This is a genomic window from Agromyces sp. NPDC127015, assembly GCF_042725165.1.
Lineage (GTDB): Bacteria > Actinomycetota > Actinomycetes > Actinomycetales > Microbacteriaceae > Agromyces > Agromyces chromiiresistens.
On record NZ_JBHXDI010000003.1, the window covers coordinates 312,711 to 335,069 of the forward strand.

20 protein-coding genes are annotated in these 22,359 nt (G+C 71.5%); 13 read left to right on the plus strand and 7 right to left on the minus strand.

Translation table 11 applies throughout. The features are described 5' to 3' along the window. Positions 1-19 precede the first annotated feature (19 nt). The 6 genes from ACFWGP_RS10845 to ACFWGP_RS10870 all read left to right on the plus strand — a co-directional run bounded on the left by ACFWGP_RS10845 (position 20) and on the right by ACFWGP_RS10870 (position 6,170). Positions 20-1,216 (plus strand): acyl-CoA dehydrogenase family protein, encoded by a 1,197-nt coding sequence (locus ACFWGP_RS10845; protein ID WP_231432136.1) that lies wholly within the window; start codon positions 20-22, stop codon positions 1,214-1,216. Positions 1,217-1,225: 9 nt separating this feature from the next. Continuing rightward, positions 1,226-2,764 (plus strand): aldehyde dehydrogenase (NADP(+)), encoded by a 1,539-nt coding sequence (locus tag ACFWGP_RS10850; RefSeq protein WP_376930906.1) that lies wholly within the window; start codon positions 1,226-1,228, stop codon positions 2,762-2,764. A gap of 224 nt (positions 2,765-2,988) precedes the next feature. After that, positions 2,989-3,810: an amino acid ABC transporter substrate-binding protein gene (locus ACFWGP_RS10855; protein WP_376930907.1), complete on the plus strand. Its 822-nt coding sequence runs from the start codon at positions 2,989-2,991 to the stop codon at positions 3,808-3,810. 102 nt (positions 3,811-3,912) lie between these two features. After that, positions 3,913-4,575 carry an amino acid ABC transporter permease gene (locus ACFWGP_RS10860; protein WP_231432133.1) on the plus strand — a complete coding sequence of 221 codons (663 nt, stop codon included), beginning with the start codon at positions 3,913-3,915 and terminating at the stop codon, positions 4,573-4,575. Further along, positions 4,562-5,362: an amino acid ABC transporter ATP-binding protein gene (locus ACFWGP_RS10865; protein WP_275506252.1), complete on the plus strand. Its 801-nt coding sequence runs from the start codon at positions 4,562-4,564 to the stop codon at positions 5,360-5,362. Before ACFWGP_RS10860 ends, ACFWGP_RS10865 begins: the two co-directional genes overlap by 14 nt. Positions 5,363-5,405: 43 nt before the next feature. Further along, a complete protein-coding gene (locus ACFWGP_RS10870) occupies positions 5,406-6,170 on the plus strand; it encodes a Pr6Pr family membrane protein (RefSeq protein WP_376930908.1) in 765 nt (254 codons plus the stop codon). Here ACFWGP_RS10870 and ACFWGP_RS10875 read toward each other — a convergent pair. From ACFWGP_RS10875 to ACFWGP_RS10885, 3 genes are all read right to left on the minus strand, one after another. Continuing rightward, the gene (locus ACFWGP_RS10875; protein WP_376930909.1) at positions 6,052-7,626 is read right to left on the minus strand and encodes an FAD-dependent oxidoreductase; all 1,575 of its coding nucleotides are present in this window, start codon (positions 7,624-7,626) and stop codon (positions 6,052-6,054) included. The two genes, ACFWGP_RS10870 and ACFWGP_RS10875, sit on opposite strands and share 119 nt — an antisense overlap. Positions 7,627-7,871: 245 nt before the next feature. Further along, positions 7,872-9,281, minus strand: coding sequence for an aspartate aminotransferase family protein (locus ACFWGP_RS10880; RefSeq protein WP_376930910.1), 1,410 nt, complete (start codon positions 9,279-9,281; stop codon positions 7,872-7,874). 32 nt (positions 9,282-9,313) lie between these two features. Then, a complete protein-coding gene (locus ACFWGP_RS10885; RefSeq protein ID WP_231432130.1) occupies positions 9,314-10,864 on the minus strand; it encodes a CoA-acylating methylmalonate-semialdehyde dehydrogenase in 1,551 nt (516 codons plus the stop codon). 166 nt (positions 10,865-11,030) lie between these two features. On the opposite strand from ACFWGP_RS10885, the gene ACFWGP_RS10890 reads away from it, so the two are divergent. The 5 genes from ACFWGP_RS10890 to ACFWGP_RS10910 all read left to right on the plus strand — a co-directional run bounded on the left by ACFWGP_RS10890 (position 11,031) and on the right by ACFWGP_RS10910 (position 15,540). Then, positions 11,031-12,611 carry a PucR family transcriptional regulator gene (locus tag ACFWGP_RS10890; RefSeq protein WP_376930911.1) on the plus strand — a complete coding sequence of 527 codons (1,581 nt, stop codon included), beginning with the start codon at positions 11,031-11,033 and terminating at the stop codon, positions 12,609-12,611. 103 nt (positions 12,612-12,714) lie between these two features. Further along, positions 12,715-13,176, plus strand: coding sequence for a VOC family protein (locus ACFWGP_RS10895; protein WP_231432128.1), 462 nt, complete (start codon positions 12,715-12,717; stop codon positions 13,174-13,176). Between the two features lie 10 nt (positions 13,177-13,186). Continuing rightward, positions 13,187-13,921, plus strand: a complete 735-nt coding sequence (locus ACFWGP_RS10900) for a helix-turn-helix domain-containing protein (protein WP_231432127.1) — start codon at positions 13,187-13,189, stop codon at positions 13,919-13,921. Positions 13,922-14,023: 102 nt separating this feature from the next. After that, a complete protein-coding gene (locus ACFWGP_RS10905; protein ID WP_231432126.1) occupies positions 14,024-14,680 on the plus strand; it encodes a hypothetical protein in 657 nt (218 codons plus the stop codon). An 11-nt stretch (positions 14,681-14,691) separates the two neighbouring features. Further along, complete coding sequence (locus tag ACFWGP_RS10910) at positions 14,692-15,540, plus strand: hypothetical protein (protein ID WP_231432125.1); 849 nt, start codon at positions 14,692-14,694, stop codon at positions 15,538-15,540. A 33-nt stretch (positions 15,541-15,573) separates the two neighbouring features. On the opposite strand, the gene ACFWGP_RS10915 is transcribed toward ACFWGP_RS10910, so the two are convergent. From ACFWGP_RS10915 to ACFWGP_RS10925, 3 genes are read right to left on the minus strand one after another with little or no spacing between them, the layout of a single operon-like run. Beyond that, positions 15,574-16,950, minus strand: a complete 1,377-nt coding sequence (locus tag ACFWGP_RS10915; RefSeq protein ID WP_376930912.1) for an NAD-dependent succinate-semialdehyde dehydrogenase — start codon at positions 16,948-16,950, stop codon at positions 15,574-15,576. A 44-nt stretch (positions 16,951-16,994) separates the two neighbouring features. Continuing rightward, complete coding sequence (locus ACFWGP_RS10920) at positions 16,995-17,384, minus strand: cupin domain-containing protein (protein ID WP_376930913.1); 390 nt, start codon at positions 17,382-17,384, stop codon at positions 16,995-16,997. Beyond that, on the minus strand, positions 17,381-18,832 hold the full coding sequence (locus tag ACFWGP_RS10925) for an FAD-binding oxidoreductase (RefSeq protein WP_275506256.1): 1,452 nt from the start codon (positions 18,830-18,832) through the stop codon (positions 17,381-17,383). Before ACFWGP_RS10925 ends, ACFWGP_RS10920 begins: the two co-directional genes overlap by 4 nt. Positions 18,833-19,195: 363 nt before the next feature. Between ACFWGP_RS10925 and ACFWGP_RS10930 the strand changes: the two genes are divergently transcribed. Then, complete coding sequence (locus tag ACFWGP_RS10930; RefSeq protein WP_275506257.1) at positions 19,196-21,337, plus strand: AAA family ATPase; 2,142 nt, start codon at positions 19,196-19,198, stop codon at positions 21,335-21,337. A gap of 22 nt (positions 21,338-21,359) precedes the next feature. Here the strand turns inward: ACFWGP_RS10930 and ACFWGP_RS10935 are convergent, their stop codons facing one another. Then, positions 21,360-21,689, minus strand: coding sequence for a hypothetical protein (locus ACFWGP_RS10935; RefSeq protein WP_231432120.1), 330 nt, complete (start codon positions 21,687-21,689; stop codon positions 21,360-21,362). Between the two features lie 211 nt (positions 21,690-21,900). Here ACFWGP_RS10935 and ACFWGP_RS10940 point away from each other — a divergent pair, with 211 nt between their 5' ends. Continuing rightward, positions 21,901-22,323 carry a DUF6325 family protein gene (locus ACFWGP_RS10940; RefSeq protein WP_231432119.1) on the plus strand — a complete coding sequence of 141 codons (423 nt, stop codon included), beginning with the start codon at positions 21,901-21,903 and terminating at the stop codon, positions 22,321-22,323. Positions 22,324-22,359: the final 36 nt, after the last annotated feature.

Here is a 22,359-nt window from a genome sequence, read left to right on the forward strand (position 1 = left end):
CCCACCGAGAGGAACCCCCATGACGACCGCACCCCGCATCGACCAGGTCTTCGACTTCGACGCGCTGCTCACGGAAGAGGAGCGCGGCTGGCAGCAGAAGGCCCGCGGGTTCGCGCAGGAGCGCATCCTGCCGATCATCGAGGAGGACTTCGAGAACAAGCACTTCCGCAAGGAGCTCATCCCCGAGCTCGGCGCGGCCGGCTTCCTCGGCATGCACCTGAAGGGCTACGGATGCGCCGGGGCCGGCGCCGTCGCGTACGGCCTGGTCTGCCTCGAGCTCGAGGCCGCCGACTCGGGCTGGCGCACCTTCGTGTCGGTGCAGGGCTCGCTCGCGATGAGCGCCATCTACAAGTACGGCTCGGAGGAGCAGAAGCAGCAGTGGCTGCCCGGCATGGCCGCCGGCGAGCTCGTGGGATGCTTCGCGCTCACCGAGCCGCAGGGCGGCAGCGACCCCGCCGCGATGTCGACGGTCGCCCGCCGCGAGGGCGACGAGTGGGTCATCGACGGCGCCAAGCGCTGGATCGGCCTCGCCGCGCTCGCCGACGTCGCCGTCGTGTGGGCGCGCGTCGAGGACCCGTCGGGCGAGTACGGCGAGGGCGCGCGCGCGGTTCGCGGGTTCATCGTGCCGACCTCGACCGCCGGCTTCACCGCCACTGCGATCGACGGCAAGCTGTCGATGCGTGCGAGCGTGCAGTGCGACATCGATCTCGACGGCGTACGCCTGCCGGCCGACGCGATCCTGCCGGGCGCGGCCGGGCTGTCGGGCCCGTTCGGCTGCCTCAACGAGGCCCGCTACGGCATCGTCTGGGGTGCGATGGGCGCCGCGCGCTCGTGTCTCGAGGTCGCCCTCGACCGGTCGATCACGCGCGAGGTGTTCGGCAAGCCGATCGGCGCCAACCAGCTCACGCAGGCGAAGCTCGCCGACATGTTCCTCGAGGTCGAGAAGGGCACGCTGCTCGCCCTGCACCTCGGCCGCCTCAAGGAGGCCGGCACGCTGACGCCGGCGCAGATCTCGGTCGGCAAGCTCAACAGCGTGCGCGAGGCGCTCGAGATCGCCCATCAGGCGCGCACGATCCTCGGCGGCGACGGCATCACGAACGCGTTCCCGGTCATGCGGCACGCGGCCAACCTCGAGTCCGTGCGCACCTACGAGGGCACCGACGAGATCCACCAGCTGATCCTCGGTCGCGCCCTCACGGGCCTCAACGCGTTCTAGGGGCCGGCGATGACGAACACGGATGCGTCGGGCATCGCGCCGCGCGGCGAGCGGGCGCTCGGCGACGACCGGGTCGGACTGACGGCGGCGAACGAGGTCGAGCTGGCGGTGACGCTCGCCGCGTCATCCGGGCTGGATGTCGCGACCCGCGCCGATCGAGGCCGCTGGCTGCGCGCGGTCGCCGACGGCGTCGAGGCGCACCGCGACGAGCTCGTCGCGCTCGCCGCGGAGGAGACCCACCTCTCGGCGGCGCGCCTGAACGGCGAGGTCACCCGCACGGCGACGCAGCTGCGCTTCTTCGCCGACGTCGTCGACGAGGGGTCGTACCTCGAGGCGACGATCGATTCGCCCGACCCGTCGCTCGTGCCGCCGCGGCCCGAGCTTCGGCGCATGCTGCGGCCGCTCGGCGTCGTCGCCGTGTTCGCGGCGTCGAACTTCCCGTTCGCGTTCTCGGTGCTCGGCGGCGACACCGCCTCGGCGCTCGCGGCCGGCTGCCCCGTCGTCGTGAAGGCGCACCCCGGGCACCCGCGGCTCTCGCGCCGGATCACCGAGATCGCGCGTTCGGCGCTCTCGTCGGCGGGCGGGCCCGTCGGCGCGCTGCAGCTCGTCGAGGGCATGGAGCAGGGCACCGAGCTCGTCGCCCACCCGCGGGTGACCGCGGTCGGCTTCACCGGCTCGACGCGCGGCGGTCGGGCGCTGTTCGATCTCGCGAACGGTCGGCCCGCGCCCATCCCGTTCTACGGCGAGCTCGGCTCGATCAACCCCGTCGTCGTGACGCGCGCCGCGGTTGCGACGCCTGCCGAGGTCGCGGGCGTCGCGGCGGGCCTCGCGGGTTCGTTCACGCGAGACGGCGGGCAGTACTGCACCAAGCCCGGCCTCGTGTTCGTGCCCGAGGGCGCCGGGTTCGAGGCGGCGCTCGTCGACGCGCTCGGCGCGGCCGCTCCGCAGCGCCTGCTCACCGACGGCATCGCCGCCGCGTTCGACCGGGGCTCGGGCGCGCTCGCGGAGCGCGACGACGCCGAGCTCGTCTTCGCGGGGGAGCGTGCCGCCGATGTCGCGGCGCCGGTCGTCGTCGCGACCACGGCGGGTGCGTTCGTCGCCGCGCACGAGACGTTCCTCGAGGAGTGCTTCGGGCCGCTCACGGTGCTCGTGCGCTACGCGTCCGACGAGCAGCTCGCCGCGGCGATCGACGTGCTCGAGGGCTCGCTCACCGCGTCGATCCAGCACGCGCCCGGCGAAGACGTCGCCGCGCTCGCCGACCGCCTCGTGCGCGTCGCAGGCCGGCTCGTCTTCAACGGCTGGCCGACTGGCGTCGCGATCGCGTGGGGTCAGCACCACGGCGGCGGCTGGCCCGCGACGACCGCGTCGGTGCACACGTCGGTCGGGGCGACCGCGATCCGCCGCTGGCTGACGCCCGCGACCTGGCAGGACGCCCCGGCATCGGTGCTGCCGCCCGAGCTCGTCGACGGCAACCCGCTCGGCGTGCCGCGCCGCGAGGACGGTGCGCTCGTCGTTCCGAGCTCGTCGGTCGAGCGCCGGGTCGAGTAGGCGCGCAGCGCCCGATCGAACCCAGCGACGAAGGATCGCATGGAGACCACCGGGCGCGTGGTCCCGAGTGGCGCCCGCCTTCGTCCCACGCTGCTCGCCCGACGCCGGGTGGGAATGCAACGTGGGGTAACGCCGTTTCACCTTGCGGTCGGTGTCGTGATGGACTCGACCGCATCGACGCCGCAGACTCGCGGTCGCACCCCTCCCCACGAACGGAGCACCACATGTCACGCGCCCCTCGCGCCCGCACCCTGCTCGGCCTCGCGGCCGCATCCCTCGCCGTCGTCGCGCTCGCAGCGTGCTCGAGCGGTGCCCCGGCGTCGAGCGACGACGCCTCGGGCAAGGGCGACGAGTACGGGCTCGTGACCCCGGGCACGCTCACGGTCGCGACCGAGGGCACGTACAAGCCGTTCACCTACCACGAGGGCGGTGCCGGCGACCTCGTCGGCTACGACGTCGAGGTGGCCGAGGCCGTCGCCGACAAGCTCGGCCTGAAGGTCGAGTTCCAGGAGACCCAGTGGGACGCGATCTTCGCGGGCCTCGACGCGGGCCGCTTCGACGTGATCGCGAACCAGGTCTCGATCAACCCCGAGCGCGAGGAGAGCTACCTCTTCTCGACGCCGTACACCGTCTCGCCGAGCGTCGTCGTCGTGAACGAGGGCGACACGTCGATCACGAGCTTCGACGACCTGAAGGGCAAGACGACCGCCCAGTCGCTCACGAGCAACTTCTACCAGCTCGCGGTCGACGCGGGCGCGAACGTCGAGGCCGTCGAGGGCTGGGCGCAGGCCGTCGCCCTCCTCCAGCAGGGCCGCGTCGACGCGACCGTGAACGACAAGCTCACCTACCTCGACTACGTCAAGCAGACCCCCGACGCGAAGCTCGCCGTCGCGGCCGAGACCGACCCGAGCGAGAGCGCGCTGGCGTTCACCAAGGACAAGACCGCCCTCGTGAAGGCCGTCGACGGCGCCCTCGCGGAGCTCCGCGAGGAGGGCGTGCTCGCCGAGCTCGGCGAGAAGTACTTCGGCGAGGACGTCTCGCAGTAACGACGCTCTGCACGATCCGGCGGATGTCGCGTTCCGCCCCCGGTTCCCGAGTGGAATCATGGGGTGACGCGGCATCCGCCGTACTTCGAAGGCGGTGAAGCGATGCCCGACTGGCAGCTCGTACTCGACTCGTTCTGGCCACTCCTGCTCGGAGGGCTGACCGGCACCATCCCACTCGCGCTGGCGTCGTTCGCGCTCGGTCTCGTGATCGCGCTCGGCATGGCGCTCATGCGCATCTCGAAGAACCGGGTGCTGAACGGCATCGCACGGTTCTACATCTCGGCGATCCGCGGCACTCCGCTGCTCGTGCAGCTCTTCGTGATCTTCTACGGCATGCCGTCGGTCGGCATCACGATCGACCCGTGGCCGAGCGCGATCATCGCGTTCTCGCTCAACGTCGGCGGGTACGCTGCCGAGGTGATCCGGGCGGCGATCCTCTCGGTGCCGAAGGGGCAGTGGGAGGCCGGGTACACGATCGGCATGTCGCCCGGCACGACGCTCCGGCGGCTCATCCTGCCGCAGGCGGCGCGCGTCTCGGTGCCGCCGCTCTCGAACACCTTCATCTCGCTCGTGAAGGACACGTCGCTCGCCTCGACCATCCTCGTGACCGAGATGTTCCGGGTCGCCCAGGAGATCGCGGCGTTCAGCCAGAAGTTCCTCCTCATCTACATGGAGGCGGCGCTCATCTACTGGATCTTCTGCTTCGTGCTCTCGGGCGCGCAGAACCTCGTCGAGAAGAGGCTGGACCGCTATGTCGCCCACTGACCCGCTCGCCCCCGTCGAGACGCCCGACGACAGCGTGCTGCTCGAGGCCCGAGGCATCCGCAAGTCGTTCGGCGACAACGAGGTGCTGCGCTCGATCGACCTCGAGGTGCGCCGCGGCGAGGTCGTGGTGCTCATCGGCCCGAGCGGCTCGGGCAAGACGACCGTGCTGCGCTCGCTCAACGGCCTCGAGACGCCCGACGGCGGTACCGTGTCGATCGCCGGCGGACCCTCGCTCGACTTCTCGAAGCCGATCTCGAAGTCCGAGCGGTACGCGCTGCGCGACCGCTCGGCCATGGTGTTCCAGCAGCACAACCTGTTCCCGCACATGACGGTGCTGCAGAACGTCATCGAGGGGCCCCTGCGCGTGCAGAAGGTGCCGCGCGAGCAGGCGGTGGCCGAGGCATCCGCACTGCTCGAACGCGTCGGCCTCGCCGAGAAGCGCGACGCCTACCCGTTCGAGCTGTCGGGCGGGCAGCAGCAGCGGGTCGGCATCGTGCGCGCGCTCGCGCTGAAGCCGCAGCTGCTGCTCTTCGACGAGCCGACGAGCGCGCTCGACCCCGAACTCGTGGGCGAGGTGCTGCAGGTCATCAAGGAGCTCGCCGACGAGGGCTGGACGATGGTCGTCGTCACGCACGAGCTCGGCTTCGCCCGGCATGCCGCCGACGAGGTCATGTTCATGGACGGCGGCGTCGTCGTCGAGCGCGGCGCCCCGAAGGAGCTGTTCTCGAACCCGCGCGAGCCGCGCACCAAGCGGTTCCTCGAGCGCATCCTGCGGCCGCTCGACTGAGCCGGCGTCGGCCGGTCGGGCGACGGCGGGCTAGCGTGGAGGCATGCCCGGCTCGCCCGCCCCGAACGGACCGGGGGTGGTGCGCGCGCGTCGCGCGCTCGGCGTCTTCCGGCTGCTCATCGCGGCGCTCGAGGTGATCGCGCTCATCGGCAACTTCCAGTACGTGCTGGGCTTCCGCTTCTTCGCGACGGCGAACTTCTTCAGCTACTTCACCGTGCAGTCGGCGTTCGCGGCGGTCGCGACGCTCGGCGTGGCCGGGGCGTTCGCCCTGCTCGCGCCGCGCGACCCGCCGTGGCTCGGCATCGTCCGCACGATGGTGACGGTGTACGTGCTCGTCTCGGGCATCGTGTTCGCGCTCATCGTGACGCAGGCGTCGACGCACGACTACCGGGTCGACGTGCCCTGGTCCGACACGCTGCTGCACTTCGTCGTGCCCGCCCTCGCCGTGATCGCTTGGACGGCCGACAGCATCATCGCGGTCAACCCGCCCGTGCCGTGGTCGACGGTGGGGTGGGTGCTGGTGTATCCGTCGGCGTGGCTCGTCTACGCGCTCGCCCGCGGCGCCGACGTCGGCTGGTACCCGTACTTCTTCCTCGATGAGGCGCAGGTCGGCGGACCGGTCGGGGTCGCGCTCTACTGCGCCCTCGTGCTCGTGATCTTCGTGACGCTCACGGCGGGGCTCGTCGCGGTCAACCGGTGGCTGCAGCGGGCGGGGCGGTCGCGAAGGGAGCGAGGTCGTCGAGCACCGCGGACTGGAACGCCTGGTCGTCGAGGTCGTCGAGCAGGCGAGCCTGCGCCGCAGCGATGATGCCGACGAGCACGGGCGGGCCGCCGCCGAAGAGGCTGGTCGCCTCGCCGCCGTCGACCTCGGCAGGGTCGGGCTTCGGATAGCCGTTCGCGGCACCGAGGTCGATCCAGGCGGAGACCTGGGTGCCGACGCCGACGACGGTGTAGAGGTCGGGCGCCGAGGCGGAGGCGTCGCCCGTCGTCTCGCCCGATCCGGGCTGCTCGGGTCGCCAGAACGCCTCGTCGAAGCGCAGCCAGACGAGGTCGACCGCGCCCGTGCGGAGCTCGTCGAGCGCGCGGCGGTGCCCCGCGGGCAGCGGCGGGTCGAACGCGAACGCGTCGGACTGCAGCACGCCGAGCGGCACGGCGACGACGGCCCGGTCGGCCGACACCGACTCGCCCGAGTCGAGCCGCAGCGAGACGCGGCGATCGGTCGCGGCGAGGCGGGTGACCGCGCTGCCGACGGCGATGTCGAGGCCCTCGGCGAGCAGGTCGGCGACGTCGGAGAGCCGCCCGGTGATGAGCCTGCGCGGGGTCTCGGCGAGCGCGGCGAAATCGGTGTTCGCGGAGACCACCGTCGAGCCGGCCCCGGTGAAGGGTTCGACGCCGGTGCGCACCGTGTGGCTGAGCCACTCGCCGGCGTCGACGCCGTCGGTGTCGCCGTCCTTCGGCGGGAGTTCGCCGGCGCCCATGAGCGCGGCGGCGAGCGAGACGTCGTCGGGCTGCTCAGCCGCCCACGCGTGCGCGGCGGCCACCGCGTCGGGGCCGGTCGCGGGCACCGCGACGGTGCGCCCGTCGAGCGAGCGCGTCTCGGTGCGTGCGGTGAACGGCACGGTCGTGACGGATGCCTCGTCGAGGAGCCGCGCGAGCGCGGCGTTGTCGCCGACGAAGAGCGGGCCGAGCTCGACCGGCCGCCCGAAGGCGTCGTCGCCGACGGTCTCGATGCGTCCGCCGATCCGCGTGCGCGCCTCGACCACGATGACCTCGAAACCGCCGCGATCGAGTTCGCGGGCGGCGGCGAGACCGGCGAGGCCGGCGCCGATCACGGCGACGCGTTCGCCGGGCTCGGACACGGCCATGAGGGAGGCTGCCGCATCCACGCCCGAGCGCAGTGCGCCGTGCAGGGTGCCGGGGGCATCGGGCGAACAGGCCTCACCGGCGAACCAGAGCCGGTCGCCGACGGGTTCGGCGAGCGCCTCGCGCAGTTCGGGCGTGGTGTCGACGGCGCGGAAGCCGAATGCTCCGCGGGCGAACGGGTCGGCCGCCCAGCGCGAGCGGCGCATCGCCGTCGGCAGCGGCACGCCGCCGGGCGTCGCGGTCGGGGCGGGCGTCGTCGGCGTCGGAGTGGGAGTGGGAGTGGGGGAGGGCTTCGGCTCGGGCCCGGTGCAGCTCGCGAGCACGACGGCGGCGGTGCCGGAAAGCGCCGCGGCGAGGAACCCGCGCCGGCTCACGCCGCCCCCGCCGCCTCGCTCACGCATGCTCTCAGGCTATCCGGGTGTCGGCTCATCGAGGAGCGCCCGACGAAGGAGGACGCGTGCGGAGACGTGCTCGCCGAAAGCTGCAGGATCACAGGATCAGGAGACGACCACCCCGCTCGTGGGCGGTGCCGGCCGAATGGTCCTGCAACTTTCCGCAGAACGACGGATCGCCCGCATCCATGCAGATGCGGGCGATCCGGGGCGGTGGTCTCGATGCGCTTCGCTCCTCGACCGACCGGGTTCGGTCACGCGGTGACGTAGCCGTCGGCGACGGTGAGCGCCTCGTCGATGATGTCGAGGCCGCGCACCAGCTCCTCCTCGCTGATCACGAGCGGCGGTGCGACGTGCATGCGGTTGAAGTGGATGAACGGCCACAGTCCGGCCTGCTTGCACGCGGCTGCGACGGCGCCCATGGGCGCCGCGTCGGCCCCGGCCGCGTTGAACGGCACGAGCGGTTCGCGGGTCGAGGCATCCTTCACGAGCTCGATCGCCCAGAAGAGGCCCAGGCCGCGCACCTCGCCGACCGACGGGTGCTTCGCGGCGATCTCGCGCAGGCGCGGGCCGACGACGCGCTCGCCGAGGTCGCGCACGCGCTCGAGGATGCCGTCGCGCTCGAACACCTCGAACGTCGCGACGCCCGGGGCGCACGCGAGCGGGTGGCCCGAGTACGTGAGCCCGCCCTGGAACGCGACCGTGTCGAAGTGCGCGGCGATCTTCTGCGAGATCACGACGCCGCCGAGCGGCACGTAGCCCGAGTTCACGCCCTTCGCGAAGGTGATGAGGTCGGGAGTGACGCCGAAGTGGTTCACGGCGAACCACTCGCCGACGCGGCCGAAGCCGACCATGACCTCGTCGGCGATGTACACGATGCCGTACTTGTCGCACAGTGCGCGCACGCCCTCGAGGTAGCCGGGCGGCGGCACGAGCACGCCGTTGGTGCCGACGATCGTCTCCATGATGATCGCGGCGATCGTCGACGCGCCCTCGAGCACGATGACCTGCTCGAGGTGCGCGAGCGCACGCTGCGCCTCTTCGGCGGGGGTCGTCGCGCCCCACGACGAGCGGTACTCGTACGGGCCGAAGAAGTGCGCGACGCTGCCGTCGCTCGGCTCGTTCGCCCAGCGGCGCGGGTCGCCCGTGAGCGAGATCGCGGTCGCGGTGCCGCCGTGGTAGCTGCGGTACATCGACAGCACCTTGCGACGACCGGTGACGCCGCGTGCGAGACGCACCGCGTACTCGTTCGCGTCGGCGCCGCCGTTCGTGAAGAACACCTTGTCGAGGTCGCCGGGGGCGACCTCGGCGATGCGGCGCGCGAGTTCGCCGCGCACGTCGGACGCCATCGACGGCTGGATCGTCGCGAGGCGGGCCGCCTGCTGCTGGATCGCCGTCACGAGGTCGGGGTGCTGGTGGCCGAGGTTCAGGTTCACGAGCTGCGACGAGAAGTCGAGGTACTCGTCGCCCTGATAGTCCCAGAAGGTGGCGCCGGCGCCGCCCGCGACGGGCAGCGGGTCGATGAGGGCCTGCGCGCTCCACGAGTGGAACACGTGGGCCCGGTCGTCGGCGCGCACCTGCGCGTCGGCGGCGGGGTCGGGGAGCTGGTGCACGGACCCCTGGCGGTCGGTGTAGGCGGGCCCGTCGGTGAGGGTGTCGGTCATTTCGGATGCCTCGTTCAGTCGTTCGCCGGGACTCAGTGGTTCTGGGGGAAGCCCAGGTTGATGCCGCCGTGGGTGGCCGGGTCGAGCCAGCGGCTCGTGATGGCCTTCTCGCGGGTGAAGAAGTCGAAGCCGTGCGCGCCGTACGCCTTCGAGTCGCCGAAGAGCGACTGCTTCCAGCCGCCGAACGAGTGGTAGGCGACGGGCACGGGGATCGGCACGTTGATGCCGATCATGCCGACCTCGATCTCGTTCTGGAAGCGACGGGCCGCACCGCCGTCGTTGGTGAAGATCGCGGTGCCGTTGCCGAACTGGCCCGAGTTGATGAGGTCGACGCCCTCCTGGAAGGTCTCGACGCGCACGATCGACAGGACCGGGCCGAAGATCTCCTCGGTGTAGGCGCGCGACGTGGTCGGCACGCGGTCGAGCAGGGTGGGGCCGAAGAAGAAGCCGTCCTCGTGGCCGTCGACGGTGAATCCGCGGCCGTCGACGACGACCGCGGCACCGTCGGCCTCGGCGATGTCGACGTACGACGACACCTTGTCGCGGTGCACGTCGGTGATGAGCGGGCCCATGTCGGGCTCGACGCCGTCGACGCCCGCGCCGTTGCCGATCTTCAGCTTGCCGATGCGCTCGGTGATCTTCTCGATGAGCTCGTCGGCGACCGGCTCGACGGCCAGCACGACCGAGATCGCCATGCAGCGCTCGCCCGCGGCGCCGTAGCCCGCGTTGATCGCCATGTCGGCGGCGAGGTCGAGGTCGGCGTCGGGCAGCACGAGCATGTGGTTCTTCGCCCCGCCGAGCGCCTGCACGCGCTTGCCGTGCTTCGAGGCCGTCTCGTAGATGTACTGCGCGATCGGCGTCGACCCGACGAACGAGATCGACTGCACGTCGGGGGAGGTGAGCAGGCCGTCGACGGCCTCCTTGTCGCCCTGCAGCACGGTGAACACGCCGTCGGGCAGGCCGGCCTCCTTCCACAGCTCGGCGAGCCAGAGCGCAGCCGACGGGTCCTTCTCGGAGGGCTTCAGCACGACGGCGTTGCCCGCGGCGATCGCGATGGGGAAGAACCACATCGGCACCATGGCCGGGAAGTTGAAGGGGCTGATGATGCCGACCACGCCGAGCGGCTGCTTGATCGAGTACACGTCGATGCCGGTCGAGGCGTTCTCGCTGAACGCGCCCTTGATGAGGTTCGGGAAGCCGGTCGCGAGCTCGACCACCTCCTGCCCACGGGCGATCTCGCCCGCGGCGTCGGAGAGGACCTTGCCGTGCTCGGCGGTGATGATGGCGGCCAGTTCGCCCTTGCGCGAGTTGAGCAGCTCGCGGAACGAGAACAGCACCGCCTGGCGCTTCGCGATCGAGTACTCCGACCAGACCTTGAAGCCGGCGACGGCCGACGCGATCGCCGCGTCGATCTCGGCCTGGTCGGCGAGGGCGACCTCGGCCTGCACGGCACCCGTGGCGGGGTTGTACACCGGTGCGGTGCGGCCCGAGGTCGAGGTGCGCAGCGCGCCGTCGATCCAGTGTCCGATCACGCGCGATTCGGGGGTCGTGGTGGGTGACGAGGCCGTCTCCGTGATGCTCATCGCAGCTCCTTCAGCTGGTCGTGCGGGGCCGGGTCGGACAGAATGCCCGATGCTCGGCTAAGCTTCTGTTTCCAAGTGTTGCAGAGGCGAAGTGAGCGGAGCGATGGCAGTTCGTCGCGAAGATGAGGCGATCCGAACGGATCGTCCGACGGGTCAGAACCCGGTGATGCCGGCGGTCGGCGACGGGGCGGCGATGCCGACCGTTCGCGAGATCGTCGGGCTCCAGGCGTTCGCCGACGGGGTGCCCGAGGTGCTGGTCGGCGGCGAGGCCCTCGAGGCCCCCGTGCGCTGGGCGCACGTCTCCGACAGCGCCGGAGTGGCGCGACTCCTCGACGGCGGCGAGCTGCTCCTGTCGACGGGCTCCGGGTGGCCCACCGAGCCCGACGAGCTCTCGGCCTTCGTGCGCGGGCTCGTCGACGCGGGACTCTCGGGCCTCGTGCTCGAGCTGGGCGCGCACTACCGGTACGTGCCGGCCGTCGTCGTCGAGACGGCGCAGGAGCACGGCCTCGCGCTCGTCGCGCTGCATCGCGAAGTCAAGTTCGTCGCCCTCACCGAGGCGGTGCACAGCCGCATCATCTCCGAGCAGACCGCCGCACTCCGCGCGCGCGACGAGGTGCGCGAGCGATTCACGGCGCTGAGCCTTCGCGGTTCGCCCGCCGACTACATCGTGCAGCAGCTCGCGCAGACCCTCGGCGCCCCCGTCGTGCTCGAGAACCTTGCGCACGAGGTCGTGGCCGCCGAGGTGCCGGGCGGCGACGAAGCCGAGCTCTTCGCGAACTGGGAGACCCGTTCGCGGCACGCCCACGACGACGACGCCCTGCTCATCGTGCCGGTCGAGGCGCGCGGCATCAGGTGGGGGCGGCTCATCGCGCTGCCGGGCCCGCCGCATCCGGCCGGCCGTACGGGCGTGCTCGAGCAGGGGGCGATCGCGCTCGCGCTCGGTCGCCTCGCCGACGGCATCGAGGTCGACGAGTGGGTGCGAGCGGGGCGTCAACGGCTCATCGACGCGCTGCTCGACGGCCGGTTCGCCGGATTGCCGGCCGCGGCCGGCCGGCTCGTCGCGGCGGGCTTCCCCGTCGAGCAGGCGGCACTCTACGGGCTCGTCGCGACCGGCGCCCCGATCGAGGCGCGCGCGGTCGACGCCGCGGCGCGCGAACTCGGCGGGCGGGCGCTCGCCGGCACGGCCACCGGCGCTGCACCCGCGACGATCGTGCTCGTCTCCCTGCCCCAGCGGGCGGTGCTCGACGACGAGGCGGCACGCGGGTTCGCGCGCGCGATCGTCGGCTCCGAGGCATCCGCAGAACGCATGGTGATCGCCATCGGATCGCGCTCGACCGGGCTCGACGGCCTGCTGGGCTCGGTGCAGGAGGCGCTCGACCTGGCGCGGGCGCCGGGCGCCCGGCCGAGTCGCGGGCCGGTGCTGCGGCGTGCCGAGAACCGTCCGCTCGTGCGGCTCGTGACGTCGCTGCGCGACGACCATCGGTTGCAGCGGCACAGCGAGCAGATGCTCGCCCCGCTCATCGAGTACGACCTCGCCCGCGGCGGCGACCTGCTCGACGTGCTGGGCGCGACGCTCGCGCACCCGGGCAACCGCACGGCGGCGGCGTCGGCCTCGCACCTGTCGCGGTCGGTCTTCTACCAGCGGCTCGCGCTCATCGGCGACCTGCTCGACGTCGACCTCGACGACGGCGAGACGCTGACGGCCCTGCATCTCGCCCTGCTCGTGCGCCGCAGCGGGACGCGCTGAGCACCGGCGAACCGGTGTTCACTTGCTATTGACAAGTGAACTTGTTAAGAGCAAGCTGAGTCTCGCAACCCACGAACGAACGACGATCCCGATGGAGGAGATCATGACCACGACCAGCATCTTCGTGAACCTGCCGACGACCGACCTCGACCGCTCGAAGGCGTTCTACGAGGCCCTCGGCTTCAGCATCAACCCGCTCTTCACCGACGAGAACGCCGCGTGCGTCGTGCTCGACGAGAACATCTACTTCATGGTGCTCACCCGCGAGTACCTCGGCACCTTCACCGACAAGCAGATCATCGACCCGAAGACGCAGGCGCAGACGAGCATCTCGTTCACCCGCGACTCGCGCGACGAAGTCGACGCGGTGCTCGCCAAGGGCCTCGCAGCGGGCGGGTCGGAGCCGCGCGAGGCGCAGGACTACGGGTTCATGTACTCGCGCGACCTCGAAGACCCCGACGGCAACATCCTCGGGTTCCTCTTCATGGAGCAGGCGGCCGTCGAGCAGGGCCCCGACGCGTACCTGGCGCAGCAGGCGTCGGCCGGCGGCGCGGCCTCGGCCTGAGGCGTCCCGCATGGCGACGCGCGCCGCGCGCGGCTACGGCCAGTACAGCGGCGTGGCACGGGCCCTCGAGCGGGTCGGCGAACGGTGGGCGCTGCTCATCGTCCGCGACCTGCTCGGGGGCGCGCGGCGGTACAGCGACCTCAAGGCGTCGCTGCCGCGCATCCCGACGAACATCCTGAGCGACCGGCTGCGCGAGCTCGGGGAGTCGGGGGTGATCCGGCGCGTTCCGATGGTGCGCGGCGGCTACGAGCTCACGCCCCTCGGGCGTGAGCTCGCGCCCGTCGTCGCCGCGCTCGAACGCTGGGGCTGGGCGGTGCTCGGCGACCCCGGAGACGGCGAGACGGTGAGCGCCGACTCCGTCGCCTTCGCGCTGCGATCGGCATTCCGGCCGGATGCCGCGGCGTCGATGCCGCCCACGGAATACGTGCTGCACCTGGCCGACGAGAGTGCTCCCGACGCGGTGGTCGTCTCGGTGTCGGCGATCGTCGTGGGCAGCACGCTCGACGTCGCGCCCGTCGGCCCCGGCGCCCTGCCGCAACCCCGGCGATCGGCGTTCGAGCCCGTGCCGCAGGCCGTGCTCGAACTCGAGCTCGCACCAGGCCGGCTGCGAGCACTGCTGGCGGGCGAGGCATCCGTGTCGAAGTCGTTCGCAGGTGACGCCGAGCTGCTCGCGCGGTTCAGCGAGACGTTCCGCATCGAGCCGGCGGGGCCGCCGCAGGGGGCGGCCGACGCGGCGGTCGCGTGAGGCGGGCGTTATCCAAGCGATACGGAGAACTCCTTCCTGCGGACGGGAGCGGGCCGGTAGTTGATCGGACACGGCCGGGGGCCACGTGCATGAAGGAGATCCATGCCTCGCAACGTATCTTTCGTCGGATCGTGGGCCGGAGCGGTTCTCGCAGCGGGCACAGCGCTCGTGCTCGTCGGGTGCGCGACGTCGGGCGACGCGACCGAGCCCGAGCCGACGGCCGCGGTCACGGCCGCGCCGACACCCGTCGAGACACCGACGGCCACACCGACGGTCGCGCCGGTCGCCGTCGATCCGGCTGATGTGTCGACCTGGACGATCACGACGAGCGGCATCGGGCCGATCCAGCGAGGAGCCTCGGCCGAGGCGGCCATCGCCGAGCTCACGGCCTTCGAGTCAGAGGAGTACTGCCCCGGGATCGTGCAGCTCTCGACGGAGGGTTCGGCCTCGATGCTGTTGACCCACCCCGAGGGCGCTGACGCGATCGGCGGGGTGTGGGCCAACGGCCGCGCCGACGCCGAGGGAGTGGTGCCCGCGTCGCCGAAGACCGAGACCGGTGTAGCGCTCGGGTCGACCATGGACGAGCTCGCAGCCGCCTACCCCGACCTCGCGCCGTCGAACCAGACGGGTGCCGAGTCGTACGGTTACGCCGCCGGCGACGAGGCGAGCGGGTACCTCAACTTCCTCGTCGAGAACGATGTCGTCGTGATGATCGGGGTCCAGGACCGCGCCGGCATTCCGAAGGAGTTCTGCGGTTGAACGTGCCGACCATGAGCCGAGCCAGAGGAGTCCTCGCGGCGCTCGCGGTCGCTGCCGTGCTCGCCGCCTGCTCGGGCTGCGCGATCAACGCGGGCGGCGCCGCGACCTCGCGGGCGTCCGAGCGCTTCAGCGGCGTCGCCGACGTCGACGAGGTCGCAGTCAGCGGTTCGAACAACCTGCCGTTCATGGGGTCCGCGAACGTCGTGCTCCGCGTCGACGACGCAGCGTCGCCCGAGCGCGCCGTCGAGCTCGGTCACGAGCTCGGTGCGTTCATGGCGCACGACGGCGGCGGCGCCGTGTCGTGGAAGGGTGCGATCGAGTACGAGAGCTTCACGGTGGAGATCACCGACGATCGCGCCCTGAACGACACGCGGCTCGCCATCGCGGGTCCGATGTGGGAGAGCGGCGTCGAAGGCGTGCTGAGCGCGTCGGAGGTGTTGATGTCGGCCGTCGACGCCGACGGGCTCGAGCCGGCGGCACGCCGTTCCCAGGCGCTCGCGGCCCATGACTCGCTCGAGGTCCGTTCAACTGCGGAGGTCGGCGCGTTCGTGCCCGTCGAGGGTGAACCGGCCGACGGCTATGACCAGGTCCTGATGCAGGGGCGATACGGGATGCCGACGCGGTTCGAGGCCGTCGCCGACCCCGGCGTCTCCCTCGAGGCCGAGTTCGACGTCTTCGACGAGGTGCGGGCCTCGTATCCGGTCGAGGCGGGCCGGATCAGGGAGGGAGAGGTCAGCCTCCTCGTGACGGTCACAGACCTCGACTCGGCGACGGCGCTCGCCGAGCAGCTCGCAGCCGCATCCGGCATCGAGGTCGAGATCGAGCGGGCCGGGCCCGGCGACGTGCCGCTCTGGGGCTAGACGACATCGCCGGACCCGGCCCGCTCGGGCGGGCTACTTCGCGACGAACGAGAGCCGCTTGTTCGAGAACTCGCCGATGCCGATGGGGCCCATCTCGCGGCCGAAGCCCGATCGCTTGACCCCGCCGAACGGCAGCTCGGCGGCCTCGGCGGCGATCGTGTTGACGTGCGTCATGCCGACCTCGAGACGCGAGGCGACGCGGGCGGCACGTGCCTCGTCGGTCGAGAAGACCGAGCCGCCGAGGCCGAGCGCGCAGTCGTTGGCGAGTTCGAGGGCCTCCTCGTCGCTGTGCACCCGGTAGACCGTCGCGACCGGTCCGAAGATCTCCTCGCGGTACGACTCCGAGTCGCGCGGAACGTCGGTGAGCACGGCGGGGGAGTAATACGCCCCGGGGCCGTCGGCGAGGACGCCGCCCGCCTGGAGCTTCGCACCCTCGGCGATCGCCTTCTGCACCTGCGCGTGCACCGTCTCGGCGGCGGTGCGCGTCGACAGCGGGGCGTACTGGCCCTCGCCGAGGTCGAGCTGGTCGCCCGGCTCGAGGCCCGTCGCGAGCTTCGTCAGCTCGGCGACGAACTCGTCGTAGATGTCGTCCATGACGATCATGCGCTTGTTCGAGTTGCAGACCTGGCCGCCGTTGTAGACGCGGAAGTCCCAAGCCGCCTTCGCCACGGAGGCCACGTCGTCGGCGTCGAGCACGACCATCGGGTCGATGCCGCCGAGCTCGAGCACGGCCTTCTTGAGGTGGCGGCCCGCCTGCTCGCCGATGATGGCGCCGGCGCGCTCGGAGCCCGTGAGCGAGACGCCCTGCACGCGCGGGTCGGCGATCATGGTCGCGATCTGGTCGTGCGAGGCGAACACGTTCTGGTAGCCGCCGACCGGAACGCCGGCCTCCTCCATGATCTCCTGGACGGTCAGGGCCGAGCGCGCGCAGATGTCGGCGTGCTTCAGGATGATCGTGTTGCCGAGCACGAGGTTCGGCGCCGCGAAGCGGGCGACCTGGTAATAGGGGAAGTTCCACGGCATGACGCCGAGCAGGGCGCCGACGGGCAGCTGCTCGATGACGGCCTTGCCGGGGATGGTCGACGGGATCTCGTGGTCGGTGATGAGGCTCGGGCCGTACACCGCGTAGTACTCGATGATCGAGCGGGCGAACTCGACCTCGTCGAGCGACTCCGCGATCGACTTGCCCATCTCGACGGCGATGAGGCGGGCGAGCTCGTCTCGACGCTCGTCGAAGAGTTCGGCGACGCGCTTGACCACGGCGGCGCGCTCCTGCACGCTGCGTTCGCGCCACTCGCGGTAGGCGGCCTCGGCCGCCGCGAGCGTCTGCTCGATCTCGGCGTCGGTCGCCGACTCGAACGTCTCGACGATCTCCCCCGTCGCGGGGTTCTGCACCCGGTACTTGGCCATGTCTGCTCCTCCTGAAACCTGAATCCTGAAACGTAGAACGCGCCTCAGCGCGAGATGAACACCTTGCGGAGCGGTTCGCGGACCGTCCAGATGGTCTTCATGCCGGCCTCGAGTCGCACGACGGCTCCCGGCGCCAGCACGATCGGGTCGCCGGGGCGGCCCGTCGACGGCACGTGCTCGAACTCGACCGTCGCGGCGCCCGCGAGCACGACGAACACCTCGTCGACCTCGACGTCGCGCATCGCGCCGACCGACATCTCCCAGACGCCGATCTCGCCGGCCTCCGACTCGTCGAGGGCGAGGTACGCCGTCGTCGGGCTGCCCGCGACGACCTGGTCGGCCGGCACCGCCTCGTGCTCGAGCGCCAGCCCCGCGGCATCCGTCACCGCACCGGCGAGAAGCCGCAGCACGTCGCCCTGCCCGTCGGCGGTCACGAGTCGAACCCCAGGCCGAGCGCATCGAGCGTCTTCAGCAGCACGTTGCGCTTGCCGCGGTTGTGGTCGGCTCGGTCGAGCGACCAGCGCGTGGCATTGATGCCCATCGCCGCCGCGGGCTCGGGCGGGAAGGGCAGGGGGCGCTTGCGCACCATCTCGAGCGAGGTGCGCTCGTTCTCGCGCCCCTCGAGCAGGTCGAGCATGACCTCGCCGGCGAACCGCGTCGATCCGACGCCGAGGCCCGTGAAGCCCTGCGCGTAGGCGACGCGGCCGTCGCGCGCCGTGCCGAAGAACGCCGTGAACTGCGTCGAGGTGTCGATCGCACCGGCCCACTGGTGGCTGAACCGCAGCCCCTCGAGCTGCGGGAACGTCGTGAAGAAGTGGCTCGCGAGCTTCTGCCAGGTCTCGGGGCGGTTCTCGTACTGCTCGCGCACCTTGCGGCCGTAGTGGTAGATCGCGTCGTAGCCGCCGAACAGGATCCGGTTGTCCTTCGAGAGGCGGTAGTAGTGGAACTGGTTCGCCATGTCGCCGATGCCCTGGCGGTCGTTCCAGCCGATCGAGGCGAGCTGCTCGGCCGACAGCGGCTCGGTCATGAGCACGTAGTCGTACACCGGCACCGTCATGAGCCGGTTGCGCTTCAGGAGCGACGGGAAGACGTTCGTGGCGAGCACCGCGTGCTTCGCGTCGACGCGGCCGCCATCGGTGACGATGCTCACCGCGCCCGTCGACCCGGGAGTCTCGAGCCTGCGCACGGGCGAGCCCTCGAAGATCTCGACGCCGCGTTCCTCGGCCGCACGGGCGAGCTCGGCCGCGAGGCGCGCCGGGTGCACCATGGCGTTGGTGCGCTTCTCCCAGACCCCGGCGAGAAAGGTCGGCGAATCCACGGATGCCCGGACCGCGGCCTCGTCGAGGAACACGACGTCGTCGGCCTCGCCGTTCGACGCCGCCTCGTCGGCCCACTCGCGCAGCCACTCGACCTGGTGCTCCTCGATCGCGGGGGCGAGCTGCCCGGTGCGCTCGAACTGGAAGTCCATGCCGTACTTCGCCTCGCTCGCCTCGATGGCGTCGAGGTTCTCCATGCCGAGGCGGTGGAGCAGGTCCATCTCCTTCGGCCAGCGGGCCTTGCCGTTCTCGTCGCCGTGCGTGAGGCTCGCCTCGCAGAAGCCGCCGTTGCGGCCGGAGGCCGCCCAGCCGATGCGCTTCGCCTCGACGAGCACGACGCGCGCGTCGGGGTTGCGCTCCTTCGCGAGCAGCGCCGTCCAGAGGCCGGTGTACCCGCCGCCGACGACGACGAGCTCGGCGACCTTCGTGCCGGCGAGCTTCGGCCGGTTCGGCGTGAGGGTTGCGGGCAGGTCGTCGCGCCAGAACACCGCGTGATCGGTGGTGGCGAGCGAGTGCTCGATGACGGATGGACGGGGGGTGCGTCGTTCGAAGACGGTGGTGCCCACGGGGTATCACTCCGATGCGATTGGTTGCCATCCATCCTGACGGCGGCGGGTCGAGGTCGCCAGCGGCGGGTGTCGCGATCTGGGCTCGCGACCGAACGACTTGTCCGATCGGCTGCAGCCGCTGTCGCAACGCACTCCTGGAACGTACCCCCCGTTCGTGGGGCATGGCCCGGATTGGTGCGAGATGTCGTGCCGGAGGATCCCTCATCCGTGAATAAACTCCACCATATGGACGGTATGACGGCCGTGCGGGGGGACGCGTCGTCGGGATCGGGTGCAGACCCGATCACGACGATCGACGGGCTGTCCGTGCCAGACGGGCACGAGCGGAAGTTCGCGCCGCCCAGAGCGCGCGGCGCCACCGTGAGCCGTCGACGACTGATCGAGCGCGCGCGAACCTCGCGGGCCGCGCTCGTGAGCCTCGTGGCCCCGGCGGGGTACGGGAAGTCGACGATGTTGCGCGAGTGGGCCGAGCTCGACGAGCGCCTGCTCGTCTGGGTCTCGCTCGACCGTTTCGACGACGACCCGGCGGCACTCGTCAACGTGCTGGCGGAGGCGTTCGACCATGCGCTGCCGGGCGACGAGCGGATCGCGGGCGTCGCCGCCCTGCCGATGACCGGTCCCGGAGTGCTGGGCCGGGCGGCCCCGCTCCTCGCCTCGGCGATCGAGCGGCTCGGCGTTCCGTTCGTCCTCGTGCTGGACGACGTGCACGAGGCCGACTCGCCGGACTGCCAGGACGTGCTCGAGGTCGCGCTCGCGCGCGTGCCCGAGGGGTCCCAGGTCGTGATGGCGAGCCGGCGCGTTCCGCCGTTCCTCTCGCGGCTCCGGCTCGGCGGTGACATCGTCGAGATCGGCGCCGACCACCTGCGGCTCGACGTCGACGACGCCCGCCAGGTCTTCGAGCTGCTCGACGCCGGCACCGACGACGCCGAGCTCCGACGGCTCGTCGAGCACACCGAGGGCTGGCCGACGGGCATCACGCTCGCCGCGCTGGTCGCCCGCGACGGCGGCGACCCGGTCGACGTCGGCGGCGACGACCGTTTCGTCGCCGACTACCTGTACCGCGCCTGCTACGCCGGGCTCGAGCCAGACGACCAGTCCTTCCTGCGGCGCACCGCCCTGCTCGAGCACCTCTCGGCCGGATGCTGCGACGCGGTGCTCGAACGCCACGACTCGCGTGCGCGACTACGGGATCTCGAACGACGCGGACTCTTCCTCGTGCCGATCGACCGCCGCCGCGGCGAGTACCGCTATCACCAGCTCTTCCGGGAGTTCCTGCTCGCGGAACTCGACCGAGTCGAGCCCGGCGCCGACACCGAGCTGCATCGTCGGGCCGCGCGCTGGTGCGAGGAGCACGATCACGTGCACCTCGCCATCGAGCACCTGCTCGCTGCCGGTGACCGCGCGCAGTCGGTGCGGCTCGTCGCCGAGCGCGGGCTCACGGCCTACCAGGCCGGCGAGCTCGCCGCCCTGACGCGCTGGATGCAGGAGCTCGGCGACGAGGCGATCGCCTCGTTCCCTCCCCTCGTCGTGCACGCAGGGCTCCGAGCCATCCTCGCGGGGCAGGCGGCCGAGGCCGATCGATGGGCGCGCATGTTCGACGCGATCGAGTACGACGCTCCGCCCGAGTTCGGGCTTCCGCAATACCACTCGGCGCGGGCGATGGTGCGGGTCATCATGTGGCGCGAGGGACTCGCCTCGGCCACCGACGACGCCGCCTACGCGCTCGGCGCCGAGTCGCCGTCGAGCCTGTGGCGCGACCAGGCGCTGCACCTGTTCGGCTGGACGAAGCAGCTCGCCGGCGATGACGGCGGGGCGAAGCGCGCCTTCGAGCAGGCGACGGCTCAGGCGGAACTGTTCGGCAACGCCGACACGATCCTGCTGAGCGAAGCCGAGCTCGCCGTCATGGCGTTCGATCGGGGTGCGATCGATGAGGCCGCAGGCCATGCCGACCGGGCGATGAACGTCATCGAGTCCAGCAACATGCACGGCTACGCGACGACGATGCTCGCGCTCGCGGTCAGCGCCCGCATCGCGATCCGCCGGCGCGACCTCGCGACCGCCGAGCGCCTGCTCGTGAGCGCAATGCGAGATCGCGGGCTCTGCACGCATGTCATGCCGGTGTTCGCCGTCAAGGTGCGGCTCGAGCTCGCCCGGTCATTCGCCGCCCTGGGCCGGAACCCGACGGCCGCCCACCTGCTGCACGAGATCGACGAACTGCTGCGCGCGAGACCCGACCTCGGCACCCTGGTCGACGCCGTCGACGAGCTCCGCTCCTCGCTCGAGCATTCGCGCGAGGTGCTCGGCAGCTCGCCGCTCACGCCGGCCGAGCTGCGACTGCTGCCCTACCTGCAGACGCACCTCACGATCGCCGAGATCGGCGAGCGGCTGTTCGTCTCGCGCAACACGGTGAGCTCGCAGGTCGGCTCGATCTACCGCAAGCTGCAGGTCACCACGCGCGGCGCCGCCGTCGAGCGTGCCGGCGAACTCGGCCTCCTCGGTTGAGCGTTGGGACGGCGGTCGACGATCACGCGTCACCCGTGATGAACGTCTCGAGGTCGAGCCCGAGCGCGACCGCCAGGTGCTGCGCGGCGGCGACCGCTCGCGGCGCCCCGACGATCGGGACCACGCCGACGACCACGTGCACGAGCTCGGCCGTCGAAGCTCCCGCCCGGACGGCCGCGTCGGCCACTGCGGCGAACGAGGCGTCGGTGCCCCCCACGCCCGCCAGGGCACCGAGGCGCGAGAGCGCGAGCGACTTCGCCGTGAGCGAGCTGGTGTCGGGCTCGCCGAAGACCTCGCTCGAGAGCCGCTCGTCGGCGATGGCGAGTCGGCGCAGCGCTTCGATGTGGTCCATGGCGGGTGCTCCAATCGATGCCTTCGATCACACCGCGATTCGGCTCCGCCCGCATCACGCAGATCACGCGATCGCGTCGGCGGGTGGTCATCACACGATCTGCGTGATGCAGGTGATGGGTGGCGTCAGCACGATGGGAGCGGGTGCGGTTCCGCGTGCCCGACCGCCGGAGCGAAGCGCTCCGAGCCGAACTGCCGAGGGGGCGCGATCCATGGAAGATCTCGAATTCGGACCGGTCGAGCTGGTGCTCGCCGCATATGACGGCGATGCGCCGGATGCGGGCGTCGTGGAGGCGGTGCTCGACCTCGTCGAGGCCGGTACCGTGCGGCTCCTCGACCTCGTGCACGTCGCGCGCACGGCCGACGGCATCGAGTTCCTCGAGCTCGACGAGACGGGCATCGAGTTCGGCGAGATCGAACTGGCCGGCGAGGGCCTCGTCGGCGAAGACGACGTGAACGAGCTCGGCGGCCGCCTTCCGGTCGGCGCATCGGCGCTCCTGCTCGTCGTCGAACTGGTCTGGGCGAGGCACCTCGCGAGCAGGTTGCTCGCGGCCGGTGGTGTCGTCGTCGATTCGGTGCGGATCCCCGCACCGGTGGTCAATGCCGTGGTCGCGGAAGCGCGCGACGCGCTCTAGAGGGGGAGAAACGACGATGCCACTGTTGAGAAGGTT

Coding starts and splice junctions, on each gene's coding strand:
- ACFWGP_RS10905 (WP_231432126.1), top strand. CDS start 14,024: ATGCCTCGCAACGTATCTTTCGTCGGATCGTGGGCCGGAGCGGTTCTC.
- ACFWGP_RS10865 (WP_275506252.1), top strand. CDS start 4,562: ATGTCGCCCACTGACCCGCTCGCCCCCGTCGAGACGCCCGACGACAGC.
- ACFWGP_RS10940 (WP_231432119.1), top strand. CDS start 21,901: ATGGAAGATCTCGAATTCGGACCGGTCGAGCTGGTGCTCGCCGCATAT.
- ACFWGP_RS10845 (WP_231432136.1), top strand. CDS start 20: ATGACGACCGCACCCCGCATCGACCAGGTCTTCGACTTCGACGCGCTG.
- ACFWGP_RS10880 (WP_376930910.1), bottom strand. CDS start 9,281: ATGACCGACACCCTCACCGACGGGCCCGCCTACACCGACCGCCAGGGG.
- ACFWGP_RS10935 (WP_231432120.1), bottom strand. CDS start 21,689: ATGGACCACATCGAAGCGCTGCGCCGACTCGCCATCGCCGACGAGCGG.
- ACFWGP_RS10855 (WP_376930907.1), top strand. CDS start 2,989: ATGTCACGCGCCCCTCGCGCCCGCACCCTGCTCGGCCTCGCGGCCGCA.
- ACFWGP_RS10910 (WP_231432125.1), top strand. CDS start 14,692: ATGAGCCGAGCCAGAGGAGTCCTCGCGGCGCTCGCGGTCGCTGCCGTG.
- ACFWGP_RS10895 (WP_231432128.1), top strand. CDS start 12,715: ATGACCACGACCAGCATCTTCGTGAACCTGCCGACGACCGACCTCGAC.
- ACFWGP_RS10870 (WP_376930908.1), top strand. CDS start 5,406: ATGCCCGGCTCGCCCGCCCCGAACGGACCGGGGGTGGTGCGCGCGCGT.
- ACFWGP_RS10875 (WP_376930909.1), bottom strand. CDS start 7,626: ATGCGTGAGCGAGGCGGCGGGGGCGGCGTGAGCCGGCGCGGGTTCCTC.
- ACFWGP_RS10885 (WP_231432130.1), bottom strand. CDS start 10,864: ATGAGCATCACGGAGACGGCCTCGTCACCCACCACGACCCCCGAATCG.
- ACFWGP_RS10850 (WP_376930906.1), top strand. CDS start 1,226: ATGACGAACACGGATGCGTCGGGCATCGCGCCGCGCGGCGAGCGGGCG.
- ACFWGP_RS10915 (WP_376930912.1), bottom strand. CDS start 16,950: ATGGCCAAGTACCGGGTGCAGAACCCCGCGACGGGGGAGATCGTCGAG.
- ACFWGP_RS10860 (WP_231432133.1), top strand. CDS start 3,913: ATGCCCGACTGGCAGCTCGTACTCGACTCGTTCTGGCCACTCCTGCTC.
- ACFWGP_RS10890 (WP_376930911.1), top strand. CDS start 11,031: ATGCCGGCGGTCGGCGACGGGGCGGCGATGCCGACCGTTCGCGAGATC.
- ACFWGP_RS10900 (WP_231432127.1), top strand. CDS start 13,187: ATGGCGACGCGCGCCGCGCGCGGCTACGGCCAGTACAGCGGCGTGGCA.